General features: G+C 70.7%; 13 protein-coding genes. 6 read left to right on the plus strand and 7 right to left on the minus strand.

What is annotated here, in order from left to right:
* Window positions 1-230 precede the first annotated feature (230 nt).
* The 4 genes from ACTWQR_RS02510 (at window position 231) to ACTWQR_RS02525 (ending at window position 4500) form a co-directional block, all read left to right on the plus strand.
* Window positions 231-1496: an aromatic ring-hydroxylating oxygenase subunit alpha gene (locus tag ACTWQR_RS02510; RefSeq protein WP_443225189.1), complete on the plus strand. Its 1266-nt coding sequence runs from the start codon at window positions 231-233 to the stop codon at window positions 1494-1496.
* Window positions 1493-2317 (plus strand): SDR family NAD(P)-dependent oxidoreductase, encoded by an 825-nt coding sequence (locus ACTWQR_RS02515; protein WP_443225190.1) that lies wholly within the window; start codon window positions 1493-1495, stop codon window positions 2315-2317. Before ACTWQR_RS02510 ends, ACTWQR_RS02515 begins: the two co-directional genes overlap by 4 nt.
* Window positions 2318-2349: 32 nt before the next feature.
* The gene (locus ACTWQR_RS02520; protein ID WP_443225191.1) at window positions 2350-4086 is read left to right on the plus strand and encodes a PEP-utilizing enzyme; all 1737 of its coding nucleotides are present in this window, start codon (window positions 2350-2352) and stop codon (window positions 4084-4086) included.
* A gap of 81 nt (window positions 4087-4167) precedes the next feature.
* Window positions 4168-4500: a putative quinol monooxygenase gene (locus tag ACTWQR_RS02525; protein WP_443225192.1), complete on the plus strand. Its 333-nt coding sequence runs from the start codon at window positions 4168-4170 to the stop codon at window positions 4498-4500.
* A gap of 395 nt (window positions 4501-4895) precedes the next feature.
* Here ACTWQR_RS02525 and ACTWQR_RS02530 read toward each other — a convergent pair whose 3' ends face one another.
* Both ACTWQR_RS02530 and ACTWQR_RS02535 read right to left on the minus strand, forming a co-directional pair.
* Window positions 4896-5765, minus strand: coding sequence for a LysR family transcriptional regulator (locus tag ACTWQR_RS02530; RefSeq protein WP_443225296.1), 870 nt, complete (start codon window positions 5763-5765; stop codon window positions 4896-4898).
* 109 nt (window positions 5766-5874) lie between these two features.
* Entirely contained in the window at window positions 5875-6453 is a 579-nt protein-coding gene (locus tag ACTWQR_RS02535; RefSeq protein WP_443225193.1) for a Dps family protein, read from the minus strand.
* Window positions 6454-6694: 241 nt separating this feature from the next.
* Between ACTWQR_RS02535 and ACTWQR_RS02540 the strand changes: the two genes are divergently transcribed.
* Window positions 6695-7294 carry an FAD-dependent oxidoreductase gene (locus ACTWQR_RS02540; protein WP_443225194.1) on the plus strand — a complete coding sequence of 200 codons (600 nt, stop codon included), beginning with the start codon at window positions 6695-6697 and terminating at the stop codon, window positions 7292-7294.
* Window positions 7272-7574 (plus strand): hypothetical protein, encoded by a 303-nt coding sequence (locus tag ACTWQR_RS02545; RefSeq protein WP_443225195.1) that lies wholly within the window; start codon window positions 7272-7274, stop codon window positions 7572-7574. The genes ACTWQR_RS02540 and ACTWQR_RS02545 overlap by 23 nt, the downstream gene beginning before the upstream one ends.
* A 46-nt stretch (window positions 7575-7620) precedes the next feature.
* Here the strand turns inward: ACTWQR_RS02545 and ACTWQR_RS02550 are convergent, their stop codons facing one another.
* From ACTWQR_RS02550 to ACTWQR_RS02570, 5 genes are all read right to left on the minus strand, one after another.
* Window positions 7621-8592 (minus strand): alpha/beta hydrolase, encoded by a 972-nt coding sequence (locus ACTWQR_RS02550; RefSeq protein ID WP_443225196.1) that lies wholly within the window; start codon window positions 8590-8592, stop codon window positions 7621-7623.
* 223 nt (window positions 8593-8815) lie between these two features.
* Window positions 8816-9718 (minus strand): helix-turn-helix domain-containing protein, encoded by a 903-nt coding sequence (locus tag ACTWQR_RS02555; protein ID WP_443225297.1) that lies wholly within the window; start codon window positions 9716-9718, stop codon window positions 8816-8818.
* Window positions 9719-9846: 128 nt separating this feature from the next.
* Entirely contained in the window at window positions 9847-11748 is a 1902-nt protein-coding gene (locus ACTWQR_RS02560; protein WP_443225197.1) for a BTAD domain-containing putative transcriptional regulator, read from the minus strand.
* On the minus strand, window positions 11748-13400 hold the full coding sequence (locus ACTWQR_RS02565; protein WP_443225198.1) for an IS200/IS605 family accessory protein TnpB-related protein: 1653 nt from the start codon (window positions 13398-13400) through the stop codon (window positions 11748-11750). The genes ACTWQR_RS02560 and ACTWQR_RS02565 overlap by 1 nt, the downstream gene beginning before the upstream one ends.
* A gap of 308 nt (window positions 13401-13708) precedes the next feature.
* Entirely contained in the window at window positions 13709-16576 is a 2868-nt protein-coding gene (locus tag ACTWQR_RS02570) for an AfsR/SARP family transcriptional regulator (protein WP_443225199.1), read from the minus strand.
* Window positions 16577-16611: the final 35 nt, after the last annotated feature.

The following is a 16611-nucleotide window of genomic DNA, read 5'->3' on the forward strand; positions in this document are numbered from 1 at the left end:
GCTACTCGCCACCCACGCCCGTTCCCCAGCTGGAGCCGATCCCTAGAAAGATCGAGTCGAGTCGGGGTTACCCTCGCAGCAGAAAGCGAAGATGACCTGCGGAATGCCGCACAGCCGACTTCGGCACTTTCTATTGACACGCAACACTAACTCCTGTTGTTGTGGCGGTCGCACGGAGCTGTAGCACAGGAACCCTTCACCAGCTCGCGGCTGGGAGGATTGAGGACATCGTGGTCCAGATCTCACCGGAGACCCGAGCGGCAGGCGACGAGAGCCCCTTGCCGCCCCCCGCCCCGGAATACCACTCATGGATCGGCCAGGACCGCTCCAGTGATGCCGCGGGCGTGGCGATGCGGCAGGAAGCGGCCGACCTCGCCGAGCGTGTCATCGAGCACTACCGCAACAACACGACACACGAGGCCGAGGAGCAGTGGACGGAGCCTGTCGACAACTACCTCGACGCCGACCGCTGGCTGCGGGAGATGGACGCCGTCCACCGGAGCGTTCCGATGCCGCTCGCCATGTCGGCCGAGCTCCCCAAGCCCGGGACTTACAAGGCGTTGGACGTGCTCGGCGTCCCCATCCTGATCACCCGGGACCGCCAGGGCGTCGTACACGCGATGATCAATGCCTGCCGGCACCGCGGCGCCGAGCTCGTTGAGCCGGGGTGCGGCGTGGCGAAGCGGATCACCTGCCCGTACCACGCCTGGTCCTACGACCTGGCGGGGGAACTGCGCGGGGTGCACGCCGAGAAGACCTTCGGCGACGTACCACGCGAGAAGCGCAGCCTGATCCAGCTCCCCGTCGGTGAGCGCGCCGGCATCGTCTTCGTATCGCTCGACCCGAACGCCGAGCACGACCTGGACGCCTGGCTGGGAGATCTCCAGCCACTGCTGGAGGGGCTCCGCTTCGCGGACTGCCACCACTACGCGACCCGAGAGCTGCTCAGCCCGAACTGGAAGGTCACCCTCGACGGGTACCTGGAGACGTACCACTTCGCCTCGCTCCACACGAAGACGGTCTTCGAGACGAACTTCTCCAACATGATGGCCCACGACACCTGGGGCCCCCACCAGCGTCTCGCGGCGGCCCTGCGGCCCATCGCCGACGTGGTGGACCTGCCCGCGGACAAGCGTGACCCCGGCGACATCGTCGGAGCCATCTACTGGCTCTTCCCCGGCCTGGCCATCGCCGGTACGTGGCGCAACAAGATCGCCGTCTCCATCGTGATCCCCCGGACGGCCACCGAATCGGTGACCCAGCAGATCATCCTGCTGCGCGAGCCGGCCGTCACCGAGGAGGAGCGGCACGCCGCCGACCAGTTCGGCGAGTGGTTCTACGAGGTGGTCCGCGACGAGGACTACGCGACCACCTACGGAGTGCAGCGGGGCCTGAAGGCCCTCGCCGGGACCGACTTCGTCTTCGGACGCAACGAACCCGGACTGCAGCACTTCCACCGCACCATCCACCGCCTCCTGGACGAAGCGTCCAGATGACGAACCCTCAGAAACCGCAGGAGAACAACATGGTGGCTACGGGCAGCCTCGACGGACGTGTCGCGGTGATCACGGGCAGCACACGCAGTATCGGCCGCGCCATCGCCGAGGCTTTCCTGGCCGACGGAGCCACGGTCGTGCTCAGCGGCCGCTCCGAGATCAAGGGCAAGCAGGCCCTGGAAGAACTCCAGGCAGGCGACAAGGCCGTCTTCCACACCTGCGACTCGAGCCGCCAGTCGGACATCGAGGCACTGGTCGACTGGACGGTCGAGCGCTTCGGCCGACTGGACGTCATGGTCAACAACGTCGGAGGCACCGAGGGCTTCGCGCCGGTCCATCAGCTGAGCGACGAGGCGTGGCACAAAGCGCTCGACCTCAACCTCAACGCCTACTTCTACGGCACCCGCCGTGCGCTGAAGCCCATGCTGGACGGTGGCTGGGGCCGGGTCATCAACATCTCCTCGGTCGAGGGCAAGCAGGCCAACAAGCCCGCGATCAGCCACTACATCACCAACAAGCACGCCATCCACGGTCTGACCAAGGCGACCGCCTTCGAGTACGGCACCATGGGCATCACCTGTAACGCGATCTGCCCCGGCGCCGTCGACACCGACCTGATGCGGGCCGCCGGACCGGCCGCGGCCGAGGCCGAGGGCATCTCGTACGAGGAGTGGCTGGGCCGGTTCGCCGAGCACGCCGCCACCAAGAAGATCACCACCGTGGAGCAGATCGCGGGCGTCGCCTCGCTGCTCGCGAGCGACGCCGGCGCGGGCATCACGGGCACGCTGATCAGCGTCGACGGCGGAACGTCGCAGTGGTGAGCGCCGGAACGGACGGCGGGAGCCCCCTCGCCATGAAGCAATGGATCACCGACTGGCAGCGCAGCGAGCGACTGCCCCACTACACCCGGGCCAACGCGGGCGAAACCCTGCCGGAGCCGGCCAGCCCACTGGGCTGGACCCTGGTATGGGGGCGCGGCCTGCAGGGCTGGCGTCGCGGTTTCATCGAGTTCGGTATCTACCGCGGGGACGAGATCAGCGGCCCCCGCCCTCCGTTCGTCGGAATCTTCGGCGGTTACTTCTACCTCAACCTGTCGCACCTGCGGCTGTTCGGCATCCGCATGGGGCAGACCGCGGACCAGATCGACGCCGCCTTCGTGGGCCAGCGCTCCGACACGCCGGTGTACGTTCCGCACCCCGACGACCAGGACGCGGAACTCACGGCCAAGGCCACAGCGACGCTGCAGGGGATGCTCGGCCAGGCCGGCTACCCGGAAGGCGATGCCGACCATGTGCGGCTGCGCCGGATCAGGCGCGAGCGGCCCGACCTGACGCCCCTGTCCGACGTCGAGTTGGTGGCGTACGCCCGCTCGTTGCTGGCCGACGTGGAGGCGACCTTCCAACGGCATGTCGAGTCCTCGCTGCCCGCGTCCGTCGGACCGGCGATCCTCGGACCGCTGTGCGCGAGCGTCGACCGTCCCGGCGCGATGCTCGACCTCATCGGCGGGTTGGGAGGCGTCGACTCCGCCTCTCCCTCGACCGGCCTGTGGACGCTGTCCCGCCAGGTGGCGGCCTCGGCGGAGCTGACGGCTCTGTTCGACCGGGGACCGGCCGCGGTGGAGCAGGCCCTCGAAGGGGCGACCGGAGACGTCAAGGCGTTCCGTGACTCCTTCGACGAGTTCCTGGCCGAGTCCGGCGACCGAGGCCCCAACGAGTGGGACATCCACGCGCTGTCCTGGGAAGCGGCGCCGGTCCAGGCGCTGGCCCTGGTCGACCGGATCCGGCACAGCTCCGACGACAACTCCCCGGCCGTCCGCCACCAGCGGCTGACCGAGCAGCGGGAGAAGACGGCACAGGAGATCCGGGCCCTGCTGCCCGAGGACACGCAGCCGATGTTCGACGCCGGCATGCACGCCTCCACCGTGTGGATCCCGGCCCGCGAGCGCACCAAGGCGAACTGCGTGACCGTCATCAACGAGATCCGCATGGCGGTGCGCGAACTCGGCCGCCGCGGGGTCGAGGCGGGACGCTTCGCCAAGCCCGCGGACGTCATGATGCTGCTGGAGACCGAACTCGACGACTACGTCGCCGACCCGGAGCGCTTCGGCCCGGTCATCACCGAGCGGCTCGGTGAGTACGCCGCCCTGCACGACCTGGAACCGCCGTTCTTCGTCGCTCAGGACGCGCAGACCGAGATCGACACCTGGCCGCGGCGCACCGAGGAGCGGACCGAGGCGGCCGTCGAGGGCGACGTGCTCAGCGGCGTCGGCGGCAGCCACGGCACCTACAGCGGCAGGGTGCGGGTGGTCACCGACCCGGCCTCGTGCGAGGCGCTGGAACCGGGCGAGGTGCTGGTGGCGCCGATCACGGACGCCGCCTGGACCCCGCTGTTCCTCGTCGCCGGAGCGGCCGTCGTGGACGTGGGCGCGCTCAACAGCCACGCCGTCGTGGTCTGCCGTGAGCTCGGCATTCCGGCCGTCATCTCCGTCGAGGGCGGTACGCGGCGGCTGCGGGACGGCATGGTGATCACGGTCGACGGCGAGAAGGGCACGGTCACCGTGGACAGCGTCCCGGCGGCGCTCGTCATCTGAACCGCCACGGGTCCGTCGCTCCCCTTGCCCGGGGCGGCGGGCCCGCTGGCATGACCCGTGGGAAGGACCACCGTGTCAACCGTGCCAAGGGAATCCACCGCCTCGGAGGAAGTCATCGTCGCCGGCTGGATGGACTACGAGCCCGGCGACCGCGACACGATGCTGGGGCATCTGGTCGAAGTGGGGCGCCGGACCCTCGAAGAGGAACCGGGCTGTCTGGACTACGCCATGACCGTGGACCCGAGCGACGAACGCCGGATCCGTGTGTACGAGCGGTGGGCCTCCCAGCAGGCCCTCGACGAGCACTTCAGCACCCCGCACATCAAGGACTTCCGGGCGGCGGTGTCGGGGCTCATCCGGGTGGGCATCTCGTTGCAGGCCCACACGGTCGCCGCGTCCCGCCCCATGCGCTGACGCCGGGCGGGTCGGCGGCCGAGCGCTCCGCCGGAAGTGCGGAACAGGCATTGAAGTGCGGTACAGGCATCGAGGGGAGCTTTTGCCCCTCTGCGCACCAGCGGGAGATTGCGCCGCAGGGCGGAGCGGTTTGCGCTGCAGGGCGGAGCGCGACCGGACCAGCGCGACACTGTGGCCGCTGGTCGGTTGACGGCTGCTTCTGCCGGCCACGGTCGTGTTCTGAATCAGTCGGGCGGTCGCGGCCGCCGAGCGCGGTATGTGGTGTGGCCGTGGTGTGGCCGCCTGTCGTTCGTCGTGTGCAGGAGCGAGACGCCGCATTCGACGCAGCCTGTGCCGCTGGGCGGGAGGCTTGGATCGATTCCCTCTGCTGTACCCATGCAGTTTGTGACTTACCGTCAGGTGATATGTCGCAATAGCGCGGCGACCGCCGGTGGTGCCTCGCCAGGAGGTCGTACCACCATGATCTTCCAGCTCGGTGCATGCCGGTCGAACCGGTACTGGGACAGATCGGGGAAGCGGTCCGCGATCGACCTGGGCATGATGCAGACTCCCAGGTCGTTGCGGACCAGTTCGGCCGCCGCGACGATGTCGTTCACCTCGAAGGTCGTGCCGCGCTCGATGCCGGCGGCGCGGAAGGCCCGGTCGACCGCGTAGCGGATGGCCCAGCCGGGTGTGAAGTCCACCAGGGGCAACTGGGCGACGTCGGCGAGTGCGACGTCGCCGTGCGGTGTCGTCCCGGCGATGACCCGCCGGGACGAGGCCAGCAGCACCATCTCCTCGCGGGACAGCAGCCGAGTCGTCAGTCCTCGTTGCTGCTGCCGGTCGAGCGCCACGACGGCCAGGTCGACGGTGCCTTCGCGCAGTGCCTGGCGGATGTCGGCGACCGCCGCCTGCCGCAACTGGACCACCACACCTGGATGCTCCGCCCGCAGCGCGGCAAGGGCGTGGTGGAGCCCGGCCCAGACCCCTTGCATCGTGCCGACCGTGACCCGACCGCGCAGTTGCCCTTTGACGGCATCGACGGCCGCCCTGGCCTGTTCGGCGGCCCGCAGCGTCGCGCGGGCGGCGGGGACGAACGCCTCGCCGGCCGGGGTCAGGGCGACGCGGTGCGTGGTGCGGTCGAACAGTGTGGCGCCCAGCTCGCGTTCCAGGGCGCGGACCGTGCCGGACACGGCGGACTGGACCACGTGCAGCCGTCTTGCCGCCGCCGTGAAGCCGCCCGCGTCGGCCACCGAGACGACGACCTCCATCTGCCGCAGATCCATCATCGGCTCCCAGTCAGCAGCGCTCCGTCCGGTACGGAGGCGACGATCCTCGGTCCCCGCTGCATCGTATGTGCGCCCAGGGGCGTAATGAGGATGCCGTCTCAAGCTCTCAGGCGCGGACCAGCGGGGTGTCGACCAGGTGCTCGGCCAGGAACCATGCTTGGAGTTCGCCGGTCCTGATCACCTGGGACACCAGCAGGTCGTTGGTGCCGTCGTCGCCCAGTTCGACGGTGCGGGCGGCGGCGTCATGGGCCTCGACGAGGATGGTCTCGTGGGCCTCCAACAGCCGTGACAGCATGGCCGGCACCTCCTCCACGCCGTCCGGGGGCCGCGGGATCGATGTGATCTCCGCGACGTGCCGGGGGTCCCCGAGCGCGACGCCGCCCAGCGACTGGACGCGTTCGGCGATGGTGTCGACGAGTTCGAGCTGTTCTCCCGCGTGCTTGTCCAGGACCAGGTGCAGTTGGTAGAAGGTCGCACCCCGCATCAGCCAGTGGTGCTTCTTGTAGAGGCCGTAGAGGATCTGCGTGTCCGCCAGGACCTTGTTCAGACGCTGGCAGGAGTACATCCGGGCCTCATAGGACAGGCCGACCGGGAACTGCTTGACGGTCCCGAACTCCTGGATCACCTCGCCCTTCTGGTGAAGCCAAGGCTGGCTGCCGCTCACGTGCTGGGCGCTGCTGGTCACGTTCCGCCTCCTGAGGTGCCGTGTTGTGCGTACCCGAAGGACGCTAGGCGCCCGGAGGGGAGACGGGTTGCCCGGCAGTGCATGCGGTGATGCCCGCCAGCGCACTGTGCCCCGTCGTACGTGTCAGGCGTTCGCTCTCGGGCAAGCCCCCGTGCGCTGGCGGGCACGGGCGGCAGTCCAGCCGCTCATAGCCTCGGCGGGACAAAGCCCACGCCGGGGGAGCCGGGGAGCGAGGAGAGACATGAGCGCGAACGAGCAGGCGGATGTGGTGGTCGTCGGGCTGGGGCCGGGCGGCGAGTACGTCGCGAGCACGCTGGCCGAGGCCGGAATGGACGTGGTGGGGGTCGAGGCGGAACTCGTCGGAGGCGAGTGTCCGTACTGGGGGTGCATACCCAGCAAGATGATGATCCGGGCCGGGAACCTGCTCGCCGAGGCGGGCCGGATCCCCGCCCTCGCCGGTGAGGCGGCCGTGTCTCCGGACTGGGGCAGGGTCGCCGGGCGTATCCGCGACGAGGCCACCGACGACTGGAACGACCGGGTGGCCGCCGACCGGCTCGCCGCCAAGGGCGGCCGGCTCGTGCGGGGGAGGGGCCGCCTCTCCGGCGTACGGCAAGTGACCGTCGGGGACCGCACGTTCGAAGCCCGGCGCGGTGTCGTGCTGGCCACCGGCACGCGGCCCCGGATCCCCCCGGTGCCGGGCCTCGAAGGAACGCCGTACTGGACCAACCGGGACGCCATGGCGGCCAAGGAACTGCCGGAGTCGATGGTCGTGCTCGGCGGGGGCGCCATCGGCGTCGAGCTCGCCCAGGTCTGTGGGATTGACGGAGCGTCAGGCGCGTGAACAGGGGTTGTGGGTACGCACCAGTGTGGTGTCCCTGGCCTCCTCCACGCGCGGCTGGATCCACGGACCGGGCGGCGAGGGGTTCGTCAAGCTCGTGGAGGACGCCGACCGGGGCGTGCTGATCGGTGCGACGTCGGCGGGACCCGCGGGCGGCGAGGTGCTCTACGGGCTGAACGTGGCCGTCCACGCCGAGGTACCGGTCGCCCGGCTCCAGCACATGATCTACACCTATCCCACCTTCCACCGGACGATCGAGACGGCCCTGGGAGCCCTCCGCTGAGCCACGCCGCATCGCCAAGCGATGCGGCGTGGCTCAGCGCGGTGGTTCAGTGGGGGTGGAGCGCGGTGAGCAGGGTGGTGATCGCCTGGGTGATGGCGGCTTCGGCGGCGTGGGTCTCGCGCAGGGTGTTGAGCATCACGAAGTCGTGGATGGTGGCCTGGTAGCGGATGGCGGTGACGGGGACGCCGGCCTGGCGCAGCTTGTTGGCGTAGGCCTCGCCCTCGTCGCGCAGGACGTCGGCCTCGCCGGTGATGACCAGGGCCGGGGGCAGTCCGGTGAGCTGCTCGGTGGTGGCGCGCAGCGGGGAGGCGGTGATCTCGGCGCGCTGCTTCTCGTCGGTCGTGTACTGGTCCCAGAACCACTGCATGCCGTCGCGCCGCAGGTAGTAGCCCTCCGCGAACTGGTGGTAGGAGCCGGTGTCGAAGTTCGCGTCGGTGACCGGGTAGAACAGCACCTGCTGGACCAGGGGGACGTCGCCGCGCTCCTTGGCCATCAGGGTCAGCGCGGCGGTCATGTTGCCGCCGACCGAGTCGCCGACCGCCGCGAACCGGGTGGCGTCCAGGTTCTTGGTCGCGCCCTGTTCGACGACCCACTTGGCGACGGTGTAGTTCTGCTCGATGGCGACCGGGTAGCGGGCCTCGGGGGAGAGGTCGTACTCGGGGAAGACGACGGCGGCCTCGGCACCCACGGCGAGTTCGCGCACCAGGCGGTCATGGGTGTGGGCGTTGCCGAAGACCCAGCCCGCGCCGTGGATGTACAGGATCACCGGCAGGGTCCCCTCGGTGCCGGCGGGTTTGACGATGCGGGCCCGGACGCTGCCGGTCGGACCGCCCTGTACGGTGATCCACTCCTCGTCGATGGCGGGCATCTCGATATCGCCGGACTGCACCTCGTCGACCGCCTTGCGGCCTTCAGCGGGCGGCAGCTCGAAAAGGTACGGCGGATTGGCGGTCGCTTCGACGAAGGCGGCTGCCGCCGGTTCCAGGACCGGCTGAACGGGCTTGATCGTGTCGGACATGAAATTCTCTCCTGTTTCGGGGATGAACTACAGGTTGCGGAACTGCAGGCTGTGGAACTACGGGTGTGGAACTACGGGTTGTGGGTATCCACGCTAAAACCGCAAATCTGACGGAATTGCCCATGAGTGCACGGCCACTTATCTCGGAGCGCACAGGAAATGGGTGTCTCGAGTTACGAGACGGAATTCGAGAAGGCCGTCCGCCTGCTCATGGAAGCCGTGTTCATGGAATACGGGCCCCCGTACCGCGGCCGGCCGTGTCCCGCCACTCGCTGGGCGACATGCCGTACGCGGCCCGGAACACCCGGCTGAAGTGAGTGGCGCTCAGGAAGCCCCAGCGGCCCGCGACCGCGGCGATGGTCTGCCGGCCGCGGATGCGGTGCAGCAGATCGCGACGGCACTCCTCGAGGCGGCGGCGCTGGATCCACCGGCCGACCGTGGTGCCCTCGTCATGGAAGAGCTTGTGCAGGTACCGCACCGAGATGTGATGTGCCCTGGCGATCACCTCGGGGGACAGCGCCGGGTCGGTCAGGTGCAGGTCGACGAACCGTAGGATCCGCGCCAGCAGAGGTGACCGCGCGTTCGGTGTGCCCGTGGCGTCCTGGCCCAGTTGTTCCGTGGCCAGGGTGGCCAGGAGGTTCACCGTGTTCCAGGCGAGCATCTCGCCGACCGAGGGCTGGGACGAGGAGACCGTGTCGGCGAGTTCGGACAGGAACGGCGACAGGAGCGCTCCCAGCCGCGAGGAGCGGCTGACCGGAGCCGTCATGACCTGCCCCACCTCGTGCTCCTCCAGCCCCAGCGCCTCGCGCGGCACGAGGAAGACCTTCAGCCGGACGTCCTGCTCGGGAAAGTCCAGCAGCGGTGGACGGTCCGCGGCGTAGAAGCAGATGTCTCCGGGGCCGAGACGGACGTCCTGGGCCGGCTCCGTTGAGGGGGCGGCGCCCCGAACGCCCACGAAGAAGTACTCGCCGACGCTCCGGGCTACCAGCCGGTGCGCCTCCGGCCGAGGCCACCGCTCCGCGGGCAACCGCGCGGGCGTCTCGCCGGTGACGACGATGTCGAGGCCCATGGGCATCCGGCACACATTCTCGCCGCCCCCGGACCCGATGGTGCTGATGTCGGACATCATCTGTCACGCCCCGATCTCGCCGAACCACCGCATGCACTGCTCACGGAGCCTAGGAAGGAGCAAGTGCAAAAAAAGTGACGACGGGCTGAGAGAGACGGACTGAGAGAGGTGGCTGAATGTGCCGCCTACGCGTGGTCGGCGTGCAGGGCGTGATCCCGCAGACGCTCGCGCGCGGCCTGTCGCTGCGCCGGATCGTCGTGCGTTTGGACGAGCTCGGCGGCGAACACGCGGAGCAGGTCGTGGAGGGCATAGCGACCAGGAGCGTGCTCGATGACGAGGTGGGCGTCGGCGAGTTCGTCGAGCATCAGACGCACTCCGCGGGCGGGGAGGCCGGCAAGGGCCGCGGCGGCGCCCACCGTGACATCCGGCCCGGAGGGCTGCGACAGGAGACGGAACAACCGGGCGCTTTCGGGCCGCAGACAGCGGTAGGAGCAGGCGAACGCGCTGCGGGCGTCGACCGCGCCCGGCGCGGCGGCGAAGGCGTCGAGCGTTCTCCGGGAGTGACGCAGCTCGGTGGCGATGGCAGCGAGCGGAAAGTCCGGGCGGCTGATCGCACGAGCGGCCACGATGGCCAGCGCCAGCGGCAGCCGGCCGCAGCGCGCGATGATCTCGTCGGCCGCCGCGGGATCGGCGGCCAGGCGCTCGTGGCCGGTACGCAGGGCCAGCACGGCGCGTGCGTCCGTGGCGGACGGCAGGTCCAGGCGCAGCGGGTGGCCTCCCGAAGCGACCAGGCCGGGCAGGCTGTTGCGACTGGTGACCAGCGTGAGGCAGCCGGGCGCGGCGGGGAGCAGCGGCCGGACCTGATCGCTGTCGAAGGCGTCGTCGAGCAGCACGAGAACCCGCCGGCCGGACAACACGCTCCGATACAGACCCGCGAGGGCGTCCAGGCCGATCGGCAGGTGCCCGGCAGGCACGCCGAGCGCGGCGAGCATCCCACGCAGTGCCTCCGCCGGGTCCAGCCGTGTCCTGAACGGGTGGAATCCCCGCAGCTCGACGTGGAGCCGACCATCGGGAAACCGGTCGGCGATCTCATGGGCCCAGTGGACCGCGAGGGTTGTCTTCCCGATGCCGGCCATCCCGCTGATCAGGACCGTCGCAGGTGCCCCGGAGGAGTCCGACGCCGCATTCGTGATCTTCAACAGGGTGCCGAGCTCGGCCCGCCTGCCGGTGAACACCTTCAGGTCGGGCGGCAGTTGCGCGGGCCGGACCACGGGGGCCGGTCCGCGGGGTGGCGTCGCCCGCCACCCGCCGCCGGAAGCGGGACCGGTGGGCTGGACCTCTTGGCGGAGCACCCGGGTGTGGGCCGCGGACAGTTCGGCGCCGGGCGAGACCCCCAACTCCGCGGCCAGCAGCCGTCGTACGGCCTCGTAAGCTGCCAGCGCCTCGGCCTGCACACCGGAGGCGGCGAGTGCCATCACCAACCTGGCGTGCAACGACTCGTTCAGCGGATCGAGTTCGGCGGCCCGGCGCAGTGGTGGCAGGACGTGCTGCGCCCTGCCGCACAGCAGCGCCGCGTCGGCCGCCATCACGGTCGTACGCACCAGTTCGCGCTCCACCGCGGCGAACACGGCGTGCTCGCGGACCGATGCGGGGATTCCCATGGCCACCGGGCCCCGCCAGCCGCTCAGCGCCTCGTCGAAGTGGAGTAGCGCCACCTCGGGTCGTCCGGTCGCCGCGGCCCGTTTGCCCTGCTGGGTGAGGTCGCGGAACCTCAGCAGATCGACCTCGTCCTCGTCCGCCTCCAGCAGGTAACCACCGGCGCGGCGGATCAGCCGGCGTCCGGGCGTCCGGGGCGGCAGGCCGGGTTCGAGCAGCCGCCGTAGTGAACCGGCGTAACGGCGCACCACGTTCATCGCGCTGGCCGGCGGCCGGTCGGACCACAGCGTGTCGACGATGACGCTCGCCGGGACGGGTCGGCCGGCCTGCACCAGAAGCAGGCCCAACAGGGCACGCTGCTGGGGGAATCCGAGGTCGAGCTCCGTCTCTCCGTGGCGCACCCGAAGGGGACCCAGCACTTCGAACCGCATCAACTCTTCGAACCGTTCCTGAGACTGAGTGGGAGGGAGCCCTGTTGCCAGAACCCATGCTCAGCCGCGTGCCCCGAACGGTGTTGGGCACCCTGGTCGCCCGCTTTCGCTCCACCACCGGGCGGCGCGCATCCGGTGCGCGGTCCGGGCAGGTGGGGGCGGGTTTCCTCACGCCGTCGGGTCTCCAGTCGGGCCTGGACGGTCCGATGCCCACCACGATCGCTCTGGTCAGGGTGGGGCGGTGCCGTCCGTCGCCGGATCGGATACCCGAGGGCGCGTCGCCCGACCGCGACGCTTGCCGCATCGTGCCGGGACATCTTGCGAGTCGGTGTGGTCAGCGGTTTCTGCCAGTGCTGGGCACCCCACCGGGAGGTGTAGGCCGGGTCGACCGCGACGATGGTGATGTCCTGTTCGGCGGCCATCGACACCAGCCGGACGCGGAGTTTCGCGGTGGGGAAGCGGGAGAGCAGCCGCCGGAAGCGTTTGTTGCGGCCGTGCTTCTCCCGGCTTGTGCCGTCGGTGAAGTCGAGGTCCTCGATGGCGATCGCGGCGGCGCCACAGCGTTGGGTGTAGTGCAGCAGCCGGCTCAGCGCGTGCCGGATCTGTGCGTCCCGGTGCTCCGCGTTCCCGGACAGGTCGTAGAAGAAGCGTTGCGGCTCGCCGACCGGGTTGCCATGCCCGTCGAGGTGCCAGGCGGCGAGGTGGTCGTCGTTCATGTCCACCCCCACCACGCCCCGGGCCAGCGCTGCCTGAAGGGGGAGGACAGGGGCGGTTGCGCGCTGCCAGGAGGCGGTCACATACCAGCGGCCCCGCAGGACGTCGTGGTGGATGCGGTAGGCCACCGCCCGGTTGGTGGTGATCCGGTCGCGCCACTCCTGCCCGCGGTGCTGGAACCGTACGGTCGCGTCGAGTACGTACCGGCCGCGCGGCGCGTTGGCTCGGTGGGCCAGCGGGGCCGGGAGCTTGAGGGAGATCTGTCCGGTGTCGGTGATGCGGATGGTTTCGTTGCCGCAGGGTTTGCCGGACTCCCCGTCGGCGGCCAGAAACATCCGCTCCGCCTGCCACCGCTCCCGCCACTGCTGTTCGCTCAGCCTCGCTTCTTCCAAGTGGTGGCGGGTGTTCGCGAGGCGCTTGCCGCCGCGCACTACGTGCACCCGGCCCGCAGCCCAGTCCGCCTCCACCACCGCCAGCCGGTCCTTCAGGGCGTGCAGGCGGCGGGACTTGGCATGCCACTCACCCCGCGAGGCATACCCGCGCGCCAGCCCCGCCCGCTTGTCCGCCTTGGCGCCCAGCGGGCGGGCCAGCCGTGCCTCGACCGCGGCGATCTGCCCCCGCAACCAGACCAGATGGGCGGCCTGACCGCGCCGGGCCAGCGCCCACTGGTCATGCGTGGCCTTGGTGATACTGCCCGCCCAGCGTGCCGACGACCGACCCGTCAACGCCCGCTTGCGCACCGCCCACGAGGCGGCATCGTGCGCCTGCCCCTGCCGGGACCGTGCCGCGAGATCCCCGGCCGCCAGCGACCCCAGAAAGACGCCGACCTCGGCCAGCACCACCGCATCCGACTCGCTCACCCGCAACCGGTCCCGAATGGCCACCCCGGCGGGACCGGGCACCACGAACGACGCCACCAACTCCCGCAACCCGCCCATCCGTTCACCCCCACCCGGCCGAAGATCCCCTTCACTGCAGTCAACGAGCAGCCTACGTAAAGGTCACCCATTCGACCCAAGAACTCACGTTCTCCTCCCAGGAATAGGGCCCAGAACACGCCGAGGGCGGAGGAGACCTTCGGGCGCACAGTGGAACAACCGCATCCAGAGCCGACACTCACTCACACTCACCAGGAGGCAGCTCCTCATCCCGGCCTCTCACCGGTCACCGGCGCCGTCAGGCGGGAACGGCTGCTCAAACCGGTCCGGGCCGGGTCCACTTGTCAGTCCACTTGTCCTGCGAGGTGTCATGCGAGACCGCACCTCTCCTTCTGCTCACGGAGTCGGGCCCGGACCTGGTCGGTGTCGGGGTGGCCCAGTGCGGTGAAGGTGGTGAGGGCGTGCCGCCAGGCGGCGTGCGCGTCGTCGGAGGCGCCCAACGCGAGGTGGGTGTCACCGATGTGGACGAGAGTGCAGGCTTCCATGTACGGCACGCCCAACTCCCGATAAAGGGCGAGCGCGTTGCGGTAGCCGAGGAGCGCGTGCGAGTGGCGGCCGAGGTGGTGATGGGCGTAGGCGATGCTGTCCCAGGTCGACGCCTGGCCGTAGCGGTCGCCGAGACCTCGGAGGAGGGTCAGGGCCTGGAAGCAGTGGGCGAGGGCCTGCCGGTACTGGCCGAGCAGCGCGTGGTACCAGCCGACCGAGTTGAGGACGCTGGCCTGCGCCGCTCCGTCACCGCTGTCCCGGAACAGTTCCAGGGCCTGCTGGTTGTGGCTCAGGGCGCCGGGGAGGTCGCCCTGCTGGTCGCATTCCCAGCCGAGACTGCGATGGGTGTGCGCCCGCCCGATGTCGTCTCCGAGCACGGTGAACAGCTCCAGTGCCCGGTGGAGGCGTGCGCGGGACCGGTCGTGCAGGCCCAGTCGTCCCTCGGCCCGGGCCAGTGCGCGCAGGCCGCGGGCCTCCCAGGCGGGATCGGACAGCCGTAGCGCCGACTCGAGAGCGGTGCGCTGGGCGGCCGCCCAGTCGTGCCAGTGGCCCCGCCGGTCGAAGAACGGCTCCAGGGACCAGGCGAGCAGGCAGGCGAGCCGGTCGCGACCGGAGTCCGCGGCCGCCCCGACGACGGCGAGCAGCACCGGGTATTCGGCGGACAGCCAGTCCAGCGCCTGTCGGTCGTCGGCGAGCGGCTGCGCGGCGACGCCCGCCGGAGGATGTCCCGGCGAAACGGCATCCGCGTACGGCGCGAGGAGCCGGTCGGCGGCGTGGGCGGTGTGCAGGTAGGACGCGTACAGCCGGTCGATCGCCGCAGCACGCTCCGCCTCGGGGTGGCACGTGTCCATGAGGTCGGCGGCGTGGGCGCGCAGCAGGTCGTGGAAGGCGTACCGGCCGGGGGTGTGTTCGCCGACCAGGCACACGCCGGCGAGTTCGGTCAGGAGTCGGCGTGCCTGCCCTACCGGGATTCCGGCCAGGGCGGCCGCGGCGGTTACGGAGAAGTCCGGGCCGGGGTGCAGGGCGAGCAGCCGGAAGAGGCGGGCCGCCCCGGTCGAGACGGCGCCCAGGGACCAGGAGAAGACGGCACCGACGTTCGCCGAGGCGTCGGTCCGGCTGAAGGCGTCGAGGCTGCCGTGCGCTTCGCGGAGCTCCGCGGCGACGGCTGCCAACGGGAAGCGAGGATGGGCGGCGGCGCGGGCCGCGACGCAGGCCAGTGCGAGCGGAAGGCCGGCGCACAGGGCGGTGATCTCGGCCACCGCCTCGGACTCGCCCGCGAGCCGCTCGGTGCCCAGTCGGCGGGCGAGGAAGGCCCGGGCCTCTTCGGTGTCGAGCGGGCGCAGGGTCAGCGCATGAGCCTCGTGCGCGGAGACCAGCCCGGACAGCTGACTGCGGCTGGTGACGATGGTCAGACAGCCGGGGGTACCGGGCAGCAGCGGTCGCACCTGGTCGGTGTCGCGCGCGTTGTCCAGCAGGACGAGGAACCGTCTCCCGGCCAGCAGGCCGCGGTAGAGCGCGGCTTGGGCGTCCACGCCGTGCGGGACGCGGTCGGGTGGCACGCCCAGCGCCTCCAGGAAGAGACGGACGGCCTCGCCCGCGCTCATGATGGCTCCGGACGGGTCGAAGCCCCGGAGATTGACGTAGAGCTGTCCGTCGGGGAAGCGGTCGGCGACCCGGTGGGCGACGTGCACGGCCAGTGTGGTCTTGCCGATGCCGGCCATGCCGCCGATGGCGCTGATGACCACCGTGTCGGCGGGCCGCCCGCCGTCGTTCGTGAGCAACCCCAGTATCTCGTCCAGGTCGCCGCGACGGCCGGTGAACGTCCGCAGGTCGTGCGGCAGTTGAGCGGGAACCGGCGCGGGGGTCGCCCACGGGGCGGAGGGCGCCGCCACGGCCGGCGGGGTGTCCTGCGGCGCGGTACGGCGGGCCTCGCGCAGCTCCGGCCCCGGGTCGAGGCCCAACTCGTCGGCGAGCCGGGAGCACGCGGCTTCGTACGTGCTCAGTGCCTCGGGCCGACGTCCGGTTGCCGCCAGCGTGCGGATCAGCCTGGCCAGCAGAGGTTCGTCGAGCGGGTTGCCGACGGCGGCTTCCCGGAGCGCGGGCAGCACCGCCTCCGGTACACCCGCACGGAGCGCGGCGTCCGCTGCCTCCCGTACGGCCGTGAGACGTTCGCGGTCGACCGAACCGAACCTCGCGCGCTCGCGGACCTCCGGGGGGAGCCCGGAGGCCACCGGCCCCCGCCACAAGGACAGCGCCTCGGTGAAGAGTTCGACGGCCCGCGCGGGGGAGTCGTCGGCGGCTGCCTGCCGGGCCTCGTCACACAGCCGGCGGAAACGCAGGAGGTCCAGGGACTCGTCGTCGGCCGCCCACCGATAGCCGCCCGCGTCCCGTGTCAGCCAGCGGCCGACGGCCCGGGTGGGGAGGCCGGGCTCCACGAGGCGGCGCAGCGCCCCGACATGCCGGCGGATCACATTGGCGGCGCTCTGGGGTGGACGCGGGCCCCAGAGCACTCCGACGATCTCGCTCAGGGCGACGGGCTGCCCCGCCCGCACCAACAGCAGTGCCAGCAAGGCCCGTTCCTGCGGACTCCCGAGCGTCAGATCCGCTCCCGCCCGCCGCACCGTGACCGGACCCAGGACCGCGAACCGCACCGGCTCCAGCTCCACCCCGTCTCCCTCGGATCTCTCCATATTCATTATGACCTTACGTGACCATCCGGGTTACC

Origin of the sequence: Streptomyces sp. 2A115 (genome assembly GCF_052245575.1) — a bacterium.
Classification (GTDB): Bacteria; Actinomycetota; Actinomycetes; order Streptomycetales; family Streptomycetaceae; genus Streptomyces.

Excerpts from the sequence above, each read along its gene's own strand:
- ACTWQR_RS02515 (WP_443225190.1), top strand. The coding sequence starts at position 1,493 with ATGACGAACCCTCAGAAACCGCAGGAGAACAACATGGTGGCTACGGGC.
- ACTWQR_RS02520 (WP_443225191.1), top strand. The coding sequence starts at position 2,350 with ATGAAGCAATGGATCACCGACTGGCAGCGCAGCGAGCGACTGCCCCAC.
- ACTWQR_RS02530 (WP_443225296.1), bottom strand. The coding sequence starts at position 5,765 with ATGGATCTGCGGCAGATGGAGGTCGTCGTCTCGGTGGCCGACGCGGGC.
- ACTWQR_RS02540 (WP_443225194.1), top strand. The coding sequence starts at position 6,695 with ATGAGCGCGAACGAGCAGGCGGATGTGGTGGTCGTCGGGCTGGGGCCG.
- ACTWQR_RS02550 (WP_443225196.1), bottom strand. The coding sequence starts at position 8,592 with ATGTCCGACACGATCAAGCCCGTTCAGCCGGTCCTGGAACCGGCGGCA.
- ACTWQR_RS02555 (WP_443225297.1), bottom strand. The coding sequence starts at position 9,718 with ATGTCCGACATCAGCACCATCGGGTCCGGGGGCGGCGAGAATGTGTGC.
- ACTWQR_RS02560 (WP_443225197.1), bottom strand. The coding sequence starts at position 11,748 with ATGCGGTTCGAAGTGCTGGGTCCCCTTCGGGTGCGCCACGGAGAGACG.
- ACTWQR_RS02565 (WP_443225198.1), bottom strand. The coding sequence starts at position 13,400 with ATGGGCGGGTTGCGGGAGTTGGTGGCGTCGTTCGTGGTGCCCGGTCCC.
- ACTWQR_RS02570 (WP_443225199.1), bottom strand. The coding sequence starts at position 16,576 with ATGGAGAGATCCGAGGGAGACGGGGTGGAGCTGGAGCCGGTGCGGTTC.